This window comes from Niallia endozanthoxylica (assembly GCF_008710145.1).
Taxonomy (GTDB): Bacteria; Bacillota; Bacilli; order Bacillales; family Cytobacillaceae; genus Bacillus_BD; species Bacillus_BD endozanthoxylica.
In genome coordinates this window covers 35,891-46,749 of record NZ_VYKL01000044.1, presented here as the reverse complement: position 1 = coordinate 46,749, position 10,859 = coordinate 35,891, and the positions used below count along the sequence as shown (strand labels likewise).

At 34.0% G+C, this 10,859-nt stretch carries 11 protein-coding genes; all 11 read right to left on the bottom strand.

The window, feature by feature from the left end; translation table 11 throughout:
* Positions 1-31 precede the first annotated feature (31 nt).
* The 11 genes from F4V44_RS23265 to F4V44_RS23215 all read right to left on the bottom strand — a co-directional run bounded on the left by F4V44_RS23265 (position 32) and on the right by F4V44_RS23215 (position 10,798).
* On the bottom strand, positions 32-634 hold the full coding sequence (locus F4V44_RS23265) for a lytic transglycosylase domain-containing protein (RefSeq protein ID WP_150442396.1): 603 nt from the start codon (positions 632-634) through the stop codon (positions 32-34).
* Positions 635-645: 11 nt separating this feature from the next.
* A complete protein-coding gene (locus F4V44_RS23260) occupies positions 646-1,338 on the bottom strand; it encodes a hypothetical protein (RefSeq protein WP_150442395.1) in 693 nt (230 codons plus the stop codon).
* A gap of 15 nt (positions 1,339-1,353) precedes the next feature.
* On the bottom strand, positions 1,354-3,534 hold the full coding sequence (locus F4V44_RS23255; RefSeq protein WP_150442394.1) for a glycine zipper family protein: 2,181 nt from the start codon (positions 3,532-3,534) through the stop codon (positions 1,354-1,356).
* Positions 3,535-3,554: 20 nt separating this feature from the next.
* Entirely contained in the window at positions 3,555-4,043 is a 489-nt protein-coding gene (locus F4V44_RS23250; protein WP_150442393.1) for a hypothetical protein, read from the bottom strand.
* A 25-nt stretch (positions 4,044-4,068) separates the two neighbouring features.
* Entirely contained in the window at positions 4,069-6,732 is a 2,664-nt protein-coding gene (locus tag F4V44_RS23245) for an ATP-binding protein (RefSeq protein WP_223882013.1), read from the bottom strand.
* Positions 6,710-7,225, bottom strand: coding sequence for a TcpE family conjugal transfer membrane protein (locus tag F4V44_RS23240; RefSeq protein ID WP_150442392.1), 516 nt, complete (start codon positions 7,223-7,225; stop codon positions 6,710-6,712). The genes F4V44_RS23245 and F4V44_RS23240 overlap by 23 nt, the downstream gene beginning before the upstream one ends.
* Positions 7,226-7,252: 27 nt before the next feature.
* Positions 7,253-7,474 (bottom strand): hypothetical protein, encoded by a 222-nt coding sequence (locus F4V44_RS23235; RefSeq protein ID WP_150442391.1) that lies wholly within the window; start codon positions 7,472-7,474, stop codon positions 7,253-7,255.
* Between the two features lie 70 nt (positions 7,475-7,544).
* Positions 7,545-8,552, bottom strand: coding sequence for a conjugal transfer protein (locus F4V44_RS23230; RefSeq protein ID WP_150442390.1), 1,008 nt, complete (start codon positions 8,550-8,552; stop codon positions 7,545-7,547).
* 24 nt (positions 8,553-8,576) lie between these two features.
* A complete protein-coding gene (locus F4V44_RS23225) occupies positions 8,577-8,798 on the bottom strand; it encodes a hypothetical protein (protein WP_191090824.1) in 222 nt (73 codons plus the stop codon).
* 59 nt (positions 8,799-8,857) lie between these two features.
* Complete coding sequence (locus F4V44_RS23220; RefSeq protein WP_150442388.1) at positions 8,858-9,115, bottom strand: hypothetical protein; 258 nt, start codon at positions 9,113-9,115, stop codon at positions 8,858-8,860.
* Between the two features lie 843 nt (positions 9,116-9,958).
* Positions 9,959-10,798, bottom strand: coding sequence for a hypothetical protein (locus F4V44_RS23215; RefSeq protein ID WP_150442387.1), 840 nt, complete (start codon positions 10,796-10,798; stop codon positions 9,959-9,961).
* Positions 10,799-10,859: the final 61 nt, after the last annotated feature.

Genomic DNA, 10,859 nt, shown 5'->3' with positions numbered 1-10,859 from the left:
TCTTGCCAAGGACCCGATCTTTATATCGCCCTTACGGACGCACCCAATCGGCATGGTTATAAGCATATACAGCATTTTTTAAGGGATCCGAATATTTCCCATCCATTGACATATTGGCAGTAAGATATTTAGCTGCTGAAAAAATAGCATCTTCAATATCACTGGGGTCAGCTTTACCATCCCCATTAGCATCTACGCCATAGCCTCCATATTTTGTGATTAATTCAGGATTTATTAAATCCCCATTGGATATACCTCCCCTTCCTAATCCTCCACAGGAGGGGTGACTCCATCCCATCCAAGTACATGGCATAAACTGGACAGGCCCCGTTGCCCCAACCGGTGATTCCATAACACCAAGAGTTGAGAATCTGGTTTCTACCCGATGAATGGCAGCTAGAATAATCCACTGATCTAAGCCGTATTGTTCTGCTGCTCTTTGATAAATTGGAATAAATTCTGCAGGAATTTCCTGTTCACCTATTGGACCTAAATACATACCATTAAATTCAGTTTTATCTTCGGTAAAAATTGATAGTAAAGAAGTTCCCATTGAGACCACTAATATTGTTAAAAATATCAAAATAGCTAACAAAGGAATGGATAAAATGAAAATCCATTTTGATTTTTTCATAGATTTAGTACCTAATTTATTAAAGTTATTTTCACATTGTTCACTTTAAATCCCTCTGCTTCCTTAATCAGATTTAGTCTATATTCTAATACCTCTTCCTTTGTTATGTTGCCTTCGCCATTATGTACTGTTCCATTTATTCGTGACATCCAGACAATCTCTTTATTGGAAACATCATACGGCTCGTACAATTCAATAGTCTTTACCGTCTTATTAAATATAGATAAAGTCGGTCTTGGAACCTCTTTTGATAATTGATTATATAAATCTGAAGTCATATATTGTTTTGCATTCTCTACATGAGATAATGGATCTTCACCATTAAATGGATAGTATTTTTTAGAGAATTTTCTCGCTATTTCTTTAGAAGAGTTAATATCTCCTTCAGAAAAGAAATCCTTCAATTCCTTAATATCTGCGATTTCTCCTTGATTTCCATCCTCTATTACCTCGACTAGATCTTTGTTTGATTCCATTTTTTGCAAATCACTTGAACTATCAATCTCATTTTCTTTTACTCTATTATCTTCTGCAGAAGGACTGATAAAAGAAAAATCCTCACCTTCTCTTTGCTGTTTGATTACTTCCTTTTCTTTTTGCTCGGATTCCATACTTCTCCCCACTATCAAAGATAATGTTAGAAGTACAAAGGCTACTCCAATCATGCCATTATTCAAGATATTTTTCGTTTTAGGATCCATCATATATCACTCACTTTGTTAGTCATCTAGATCCGTTCTATCTACATTTGTTTTTTCAAGATTAATTGGTCGGTCACTGTTCTCCTCGACGTATTGGTGATTAGCTTGATCGAAGTTGTAATCAAGTATAGGTGGTGAAGAGTGATCTACAGGTGTACTCTCAAGTCTAGGACCTTGCAATGGTATTGATTGACCAGTCTGGTTATATATTGAGCTGCCTTGAATCGAGGAAGAAGATAAATCATTTACCCCATTAATATCTCTACCTGACCTTAGTACATTATCTCTTTCTTCTAATTGAGGTCTTTCATTTTGAATACCTTTTGTAAGTCTTCCATCGGATGTACTGTTCAATTGGTGTTGCCCATTTCTATCTAAGGTTGCTTCCATTGGTTGACCTGCTTGCTTTTCACTATCTCCAATTACATTATTCGTTTCCATTTCACCCGTAGTGGACTGGACCGTTTCTTCTAACAAATGTTGTTGAGTTAATACTTCATTATTGTTTTCATTAGTTATTGCTGCCGAATCACCTAAATTCACTTCAGATAGGTTATTATCTGATCTCGTTTGGGCCTGTCGATTCATTCGGTCCATCATCATCATGTTAATGGAAGCTCCTCTTGTCATTTCCGACAAGTCAGACTCTCCAGTCACAGCATTACCCAAAGAGCCACCTATATTGGCCCCCAGCATAGCACCTTGTGGTCCAGCTGCTACTGCGCCAACTATAGCACCACCTGTTGTTAATGTATTGCTTATACCTTTTTTCGCTGGATTGATAAATGTGGAATTCATTTGTTCTCTCATTATGCTAAGTTCTTTTGAACCCAGTGAGAATACATTAAATATGCGTTTCCTCAAGAGGAATAAGGTAAAAAGGATTAAACTTTGAAGCAGTGTTGTAATGATATACCCTTGTGTTCCTCCACCCAGTGTATCAAGGTTATATAGAACATCCGTAATACCGAAAATGACCAAAGCGATAACTGATAAGCCCATCTTTAATAAAAGCGGTATAGACATTTCAAAAAAGTATCGTTTTAACACACCAAATTGGTTTGGCATAGCGCTCCACAAAAATACAAACGGTGCAATTAGTGCAATCACTAGAAACCAAAATTGGAAAATCACGAGGAATAATGCTAATAGAAAGATAGGAATGGAACTAACCGCATTCGTAATTGTCATCACTCCTACAAATACAAGACGATTAACAACACTTGCATATGTTAAAGTATCATTACCCTTTTCTGTAACTTCTTTGACAACAATATCTGTTCTTTCCTCACTTTTTTGGATTTTCAGTAATTCTTCTACTCGCTCTGAACCAATCTCTTCCTCTGTAGTTGTTCCATACTGCAGCATGAGATATGGCTTGTGAACAAACATTGTAAAAATATTATCGTTCATTTTTTCACGAACTGTAGTATTTTCAATAACACCATTTGACTCATCAACGTTTATATCAATACTTCCGGACAACAAAGCAGCTGATAAATCAATTGACACTGTGTGTGCCCCTTTCAATACATCTGCATAGTTACTAAAAAATAACAAAGCTAACGTCAAAGCGAATACTGACTTTAAAATACCACTAAAGGCTGAAATAGACGCTTTTTTAATGATAAACTGATACAAAGTATAAAGTGCAACTAGCAATGCAATAAGCCCTAAAGACCCACCAAATAACCCAGTGTTTCCGAAGCTCGTACCTGATATCCCAGTTAAGCTCTTGATTGTCCCTTCTGTACTATCTACTAGCGAATTTAAAATATTGGTATTATAAGCAAAGTTTAGAATAGCCAACATTATATTTGTCATAAATACATTAAGTTTAAAGCTCATATCTACAATAAAGAAAATTGAATAATGTAAGGACTCAGATATTTTTTCATCTACAACTTGTAACGAAATAAAATCCCATGCTTGACTAAACCACCCCTGCTCTTCTAAATCTTTCGGACTGGCAAGGTCAAGCGTATAGTAGATGTTATTACCTTGATAATGCCCATAGTGTGAACCATACATCGGATCTTCCGGACCAAGTTGAATTTCCTGTTTATTGCTATTCTCATTGTTTGCTTCTGGATAAGTTGTAACTTCTGTTTCTGTAGCAAATAACGGCGTAGAAAATAGGCTAGTTGAAACTAATATAATCAAGGAAAATACAATAAATATTTTATAATTTTCTCTCATAGCTATTTAATCGCCCCCTTTTATTGGGAAACTGTATATTCATGCACAATAGATGATTTTTCTGGATACTTTTCAATTAGTCGTTCTAGTTGTCCGTTATCTATGGAACTGAGACTTCTTTGGTCTTCTCTTAGTACCTCAATTTTTAATGGATCCTTTCTAAAATGATCCCCTTTTATAGAAAAAATTGAATCTTCAGCTTCGTATTCCCCACCTTTTTTTACAACACTTATCATATACAAACTATCTTTTTTAATTTCAGGATTATAGTAGGTTACTCGATATAACATTTGATTATACTTTTCTTCAAAACCATTAAATGCTACAATTTCATATTTTTCTCCTGTTTCCTTTTTATCGATCAACATTTCATTTAGAAGATGCTCTTCAGCTGCTATATCATATTCTTCATAACTTTTCTCAACTTGTGATGCTTCCTTCTCAGAACACCCCACAAGTAATAAAATAACTCCCATACACAGCAATACATTCCTTAATAACTGTTGCATTAAATTACTCTCCCCTTTCTTTGAGTTATACAATGGCTCCTTCTTGCTCTTTTGGTGTTTCTTCTGTATTTGTCGATTCATCTGGTAATTGATTAACATAACCTCTCCGTTTTCTTTCTCTCTCCCGTTCTTCTTCAGTAGAAGTAGAAGAGTCAAACGCTTTTGCTAAGTCCGCAAAAACCGGATCAATTTGGATAATAGCCGAACGGCCATATATATCTTGGAATAAACAATTTCCTTTGCTCATGTTGCGGATCCTATTAATGTTTGTATTGGTTTGTGGAAGATTTAAGAATTCGAGCATCTCCATAGCCTCTTGCTTGGTACGTAAACCAAAGCTGAACTTCATCCCTATATTTGCTACATCTTTATTATGATCCGTGGCATTTTGGGATCCTTTTAACAGAGTAGTATTATAATAACGACCCATTCGTACAATAAAATTCATTAACTCTCGTCCAACAGGCGTATTATCAATAGCACTTGCCTCATCTTGCAAAATGACTTTGTGGCGACTTCTATCCTGCGTGAACATATATTGCTTTGTAAAAGCAGTAATGGAAATAAGAATTGCTTCTGATATTTTTTCAGATGGTCTTAGCTTTTCTGATGAACCATCCGGCAAATTCAAATTTTGAACCATAAGAATTTGTATTGGTTTATCAATCTTCATAGTATTGTAGTCTTGACCAACTTCTCCAAAGAGTAATAGAGATAGTGATTGTCGCTTCAAAGACACTAGTGTATTTTTGATTGTTTCTAATGCAGTAAAGCGTTTTTCGGACATCTTTTCGTCTGGATTTTCATATTGATTTTCTAGATATGAGATAACGGCTCCGATACATGGATCTGGCATATTCTTCACCTGTTCAACAGCATCACTCAAAATGGTGTAGCCAATATCTTGAATATCCACACCTACGAGATAAGAAAGAATATCCAACGCATGATTTTTTCCTTCTTCCACATCAACACTTGTTCGGAAAGGATCAAGACAGCCTGCGTCTTTCCTATCTGCTCCCAATGTCCATTTTGAAATGTATTCAGAAGGAATCATAGGGAGGCTATTCCAACCTTTTCTATCTCCTTTTGGATCAATGATTAAAGCTTGCGAACCCGTTAACACTGATAAATACGTGTAAAGGTTCATAAAGAAGGATTTCCCTTTTCCAGTTGCTCCGGCCACAAGAGCTGAAATGGAGTCTTCAATATTATTTAGGCCTTCAAATGATTTAGCAGCAAGATCTGGTTGGATAAATACGGGACGTTGCAGACGTTCAGTATAGCCAATAAAGAAGCCCCGATTATCGCCAATATTGGTGGTTGCCCCAAACATCATTCCCGACAATACGCCACTTTCCACTTCAATTTTATAATCATTATTAATTTGACGGCTGCCAGGCAGTTTTTCCATCATGAGATTTAATTGTTCCCCGTATGGTGCAACAATCTTAATCCCATATGTACTTAGCTCATCTTTTAGCCTTCTGGAGCGAATCTCTAATTCTTTTTCACTTTCTGCAGATACTTTAAATACAAATGAGCATGAATATGCCGGAATTCCAGTTTTGCTGAATAAACTTTCTGCTTGAATGGTCCCTTTTTCTGATTGGTTCAAGCTCAAATCAGTTGAGCTGCCAGCCTTATTAGCCTCTTCCCGTTGGTCTTGATATTCTAAACGTTTATCTGACAGCTTCTTCAGCATCAATTTATTTGACTGATAATAGGCTCTGATGGATACCGATACTGGAAATGGCACTTTTGACTGCAAATGATACAACCATTCAAATCCAGGAAAATAGTTCTCCGTATTCAATTGTTTGGCAACAAAATAACGAGTGTACAGCTTCTTTTCTTTATCCTCAATAATTTTGCTAATTAAAAGTGAGGTTGGCGATATTTCCTCAATATTAGCGTCCTGCAGCTCCACAAATCCCATCTCATGTGGTCGAACTGCTTCATGTTCCATCCCCTCTTTATTCATTCCTCTTACCTTTTCACCGAAAGTATAATTATGTCTGACTTCTACATCATTATTTGAGGGAGAAACAGAGGTTTCCTTCTCAATTAAATAAATACATTCAGCCTGTGTTGCTGATTGAACTAGGCAGTTATAAGCTGAAGCTAGAGACTCTCTCACAATTTCAGCTTGTTGTTTCCAAGCAAGAATCTCATCAGTTAAAATGTCTGTTGCGTGCAATCCCACCGCTTTATTAACCGGAGAATTTAATCCCTTCAGAAATTCTTTTATGATTTTGAAAGCAGAAGTTCCATAATTACTGTCTTCGTATCTATTGCTTTGTGGATTTAACTGAATTCCGATATACTGAATGTTTTCGCTTGTTTCCGTAATGTTCTTTTGTTTAGAAATAGTATCTTTCAAAATACTCAGATATCTAATCCCGCTTTGTCGTAATAAATAATCTTTTTCTTTAATTTCAGCAATCGTATTGTCAATTATCTCTTCAACATTGGTGGGAAAAGGTTCTAAAATAAAATGTAAATCGCTACTATTGTTTTCTAAGAAAGATCGTTGCTTAACGAATGGAATGAACTTATCATCATGATCTAGAAAGTCATAGTTAAATCCAGAAATCCTGTAATATGCCGTCACCGTTCCATCTTTTCCAAATACTAAATTTTGATCAATATGTTTAATTGGGAAATCAAGTACTGCTCTCATCGGCATGTTCCTTTCTCTTCCAATCCCTCCCGAAAGTATAAGAAATCGAGATTTGAGGATTCATTTTTACCCTTATTCCTTTGAACTTTTTCTGTTTGTCTACACTTACTGTGGCATAACCAGAGAACACATATTTAGTTGGCTTTTGAATTTCTCTCCCCCGACAATAAGTTACTTTTTTCATTTTCCTATATTGATAGAGTAAAAAGGATCTTAAGAATGCCAATGGCATACGCCCTTCTGCTGGAATATCTGATAGCAGATAAGCCAAAAAGGCCGGTATAATTAAAAGAAACGATTCTGGTAACAAGTGAAGGGGGAATCCCAGTACAGGGGTAAAGTAAAGTACCACTTCTAAAATCAAGATGAATAAGAAATAAAGTAATGTCTTTAATTTTAGGGGTCTTCCCAATTTCAATCCAAATAACTGATAAATTTTTCTATCAAACTTTAAAAAGTCATTTAAAACAAGCAACAATACTCGTTGATTTTTTTCCATGAGTATTCCTTTCTAGCCGTTAAATAATTAAGCACCCAGCTTTAATTTTTCTCCAAACCATTCAGACAAATTCACAATAACGTTTGGATTTACGATAAAGATCCCTACAAACGCGATACCAATAACAGCACCTAACATGGCAATCCAGGCTCGTTTTGCAGCTGTTACTAAAACAACCACAATTAACACAATCATGAGCACATATCCTGCTTGCTCTTTAACCCAATTGAATATTTCTTCCAAACCCATTTAACTCACCCCATTGTCTATTTCTTATTTATCCATTTTTTTCTTCTTTCTCATTGAAATCAACAGCAAGTTATTTTACTGATTGCCCTTTATGTTCATCGATTCCACTCATCACATATTTTCCATTTTTCTGTACTACTGTAAGTTGATAGTTTGTATCAAAAGGAATACCTGAATCAGGATCAATAAAAGTAACCTCCGTATAAACCACAAATTCTTTATTTTCATTGGCTTTAAATATTTCTGCACTCTTTACTTTGTCAAATGCCATGGTTTTATTTAAACCTTGAATGACATCATCTTTAGCTAAAAGATAGTTTAATTGATCCTGGGGATCTTCCGCATAACTACGGAAAAAGGTTGTCAAAAACCCTCTGACTTCTGTAGTATCTTTTTCTTCAGCACGTTTTAGTTTTGGATAAGTTACCTTATCTAGTATTGTTCCTTCTTGTACATAAGTGAATTTTGGCAATTCATAAATACCAAAAGACTGTCCATCATAAGCAACCGGAACTACGAAATATTTAACTCCTGCTTTTTCGTCCTTTACCGTTACACCATCTTCCTCAAATTGATAAAGCTTAAAGTTTACTTTCAATGTAATAGTAGAAATATTATTTCCTTTATCTTCTGTACCTTTTACTACTGCATCAACAAATTGGGAGTTCCACGATAAGTTGTCAATTCCAAGGCCTGCATGTTCATTTAAATTACTCCCTAAGTATTTAGCCAATGCTTCCTGACGTTGTTTGATACCTTCTGTAGAATTCACCCATGTAAAATAATCTTGAGAGAAATCTTTTGCAAATTGTACAGCTTCTTGCGACATGGCCTTATTAGTTTTAATTTCGATTTTCTGATCAGCATTTACTTCATCCGAACTACCAAACACATTTACAAAAACAACAAGCAGCATGAACCCAAATAAGGTCCAAAACGAGATAACACCTACCTTCCTTGCAATAAACCCTCTAGGTCTAATCGATCTATTTTTAACTTTTTTCTTTTTAGATAATTGTTCGATTTTCTGATGCTCATCGTATTGTTCCGTAGAAAATCGTTTCTTCTTACTAAACATCCTATCGCCTCTTCCCTGCTTCTCTTATCCAATACGACTAGTACCAATCATCATAGCAACAGCAACGATAATCGCGATTGTAGCAATCGTTCCATATTTGACTTTTGATGATTCATAAAGTTCAACTATGATTGCCTTAAATTCATTCCATAATGGCACTAATTGAGGAAATTGTTCTAACAAAACACTACCAAGTATGACAATAAGAAAAATCATTAATACAACATATATCAATGACTTAAACATCACCCCTTCACCCCCGTTCACCCACATATAGATAATAGACGGTTCTATTAATCATGCTCCTAATTCCCCTCTTCCAGTTGTATACCCTTCGTAGACTTTTCTAATATCTGCATTTTTTTTAGTAGCACTAAGATTTCTTCTAATTTTTCATTGGCCCCTTTAATACCGTGTGCTTCATTTTGACGAGCATGAATACCATCAATAATCAAGCTTTTAATAATCAAGGATTGATTAGCTACTGGATATTTTTTTAGATAGTCTTTTATTAAAGTGTCTTGTCTATTGAGTCGAATAGAGTAAACATTTTTTAAAAACATACTCACCCCCCTTAATCAGAGATTTTCTCTGGTTTGTTTTTACCCTCATTAAATTTTTAAGAGGATAGACCTGTTCTCCTCAAATCGTTGAATATTATGTATATGAATCCTTCCTTTGGCTTGAAATTAATTTATAAATAAAGAAAAGTGGGAACAAAAAAATAGAAAGCCAAAAATGACACCCTAATTTCCTATCTAATCTCTCACTTTACAAGTTTGAAAATAGATATAGAAATGGTCATTCTGACTTTCTATTGGATTTTTATAAATAAATAAGCCCAATAATAATAAACACATTAGACCTGAATTACATCTAAATAAACGCACTACTATCATAAAGGTCAAATCTGTTTAGGCCTCTTTATTACTATACAATCTCTAATTTCTAATTAATGTATTTCTTCACTCTCTTGTCCTAATTTTTATCTTAATAAAAAGGGTTTTTAAAAAATTTACAAAAAAGTTTATCTCTTGGCGTTAATATGATATTTGATATAAACCCAAGAGCATGGTAGGTTTTAAGTAAATTAAAACTACCACATATTCACCACTATTTTCCACTAAAATGTATACACTATTATTTTATGTAATACTATACGGTATTTTATTGAAAATATCAATAATTTTTGGAATTTTGCAAAATATTGATTTAAAGCCTTTTATAGATGTATTATTTATTAAATAATACAAAAATCAAGATCATAAAATGAGTTCAAAATTATAATTGGTTGTAAACATTGTGAAGAAAAGCTTATCCAAAATATAGATACATTATCCAACACACTCAACAACCCGTGACTGAAATCACGGGCTTGTAAGGAACGGCCTAAAGTGCAAGTGATTTTATTCGTACTTTTCAATCCACTTTTTAAACAGGAATGCCATTAAATGAGGGACAAATCTTGCTTGAAAAAGATATGCCCAATAGCTCCCTTTTACTTTTAAGATTTTTATTTTATGAAAAAAAGAATCGCAGATTAAAGTTATTAAAATGGGTAGAAACCTTTTCCATTTTTTCTTCTGCTCCAAAAAATAAGTTGTCATAATGGTCTCGATAACGGTGTAAATCTTTACAAATGCGTAGTGATAATACCAAGGTTTTGTAGTAAATGATACAGGTTGATATTTGAACTTTTTAAACATAGAAAGTAAAAATAACACATTCATATAAGTTACGTGAAACACATTATTTAAAGTCAGTTTTAAAATTAACTTGTTCCCGCCCCTAATACCTTTATACAAAACATCACTTATAAAAAAGAAAGTAAAAATTAAAATTGATGTATATGTTGTACGCCACCAATTATTTTTGTATATATTTAACTTTAAAAAACACCTTTCAATTAATGCAAAATAAATAGTAAACAATAACTTTATGCTCCATCCGAAATTAAAAGCTGAAATAAAAATTGCAGCCGAGGGAACAAATAACCCTTGAGACAAAACAGAGCCAAATGAATTATCTTGTTCTTTGTTTTTTATAATATTTGTTTTATATTTATATCCTTTCAGTATATATATTGGATATTCAAAATGATAAGTTAATCCCATTAGTGATAAAAATGTGAGGAAAATCTCTCTTTTGTTATTCTTTTTACAAAAAACATACAACAAAAGAACGCTATGTAAAAAAATAAGTCCTAAATAATAAATTTTGTTACTGTTATTACTCCTTTTAAACACTGTCCCTCCCTTCCTCTCCTTTGTTCAATTCAAATTTATATAAAAGTATTCCCAATATATT

Excerpts from the sequence above, each read along its gene's own strand:
- F4V44_RS23220 (WP_150442388.1), bottom strand. The coding sequence starts at position 9,115 with ATGTTTTTAAAAAATGTTTACTCTATTCGACTCAATAGACAAGACACT.
- F4V44_RS23250 (WP_150442393.1), bottom strand. The coding sequence starts at position 4,043 with ATGCAACAGTTATTAAGGAATGTATTGCTGTGTATGGGAGTTATTTTA.
- F4V44_RS23245 (WP_223882013.1), bottom strand. The coding sequence starts at position 6,732 with ATGCCGATGAGAGCAGTACTTGATTTCCCAATTAAACATATTGATCAA.
- F4V44_RS23255 (WP_150442394.1), bottom strand. The coding sequence starts at position 3,534 with ATGAGAGAAAATTATAAAATATTTATTGTATTTTCCTTGATTATATTA.
- F4V44_RS23265 (WP_150442396.1), bottom strand. The coding sequence starts at position 634 with ATGAAAAAATCAAAATGGATTTTCATTTTATCCATTCCTTTGTTAGCT.
- F4V44_RS23235 (WP_150442391.1), bottom strand. The coding sequence starts at position 7,474 with ATGGGTTTGGAAGAAATATTCAATTGGGTTAAAGAGCAAGCAGGATAT.
- F4V44_RS23260 (WP_150442395.1), bottom strand. The coding sequence starts at position 1,338 with ATGATGGATCCTAAAACGAAAAATATCTTGAATAATGGCATGATTGGA.
- F4V44_RS23230 (WP_150442390.1), bottom strand. The coding sequence starts at position 8,552 with ATGTTTAGTAAGAAGAAACGATTTTCTACGGAACAATACGATGAGCAT.
- F4V44_RS23225 (WP_191090824.1), bottom strand. The coding sequence starts at position 8,798 with ATGTTTAAGTCATTGATATATGTTGTATTAATGATTTTTCTTATTGTC.
- F4V44_RS23240 (WP_150442392.1), bottom strand. The coding sequence starts at position 7,225 with ATGGAAAAAAATCAACGAGTATTGTTGCTTGTTTTAAATGACTTTTTA.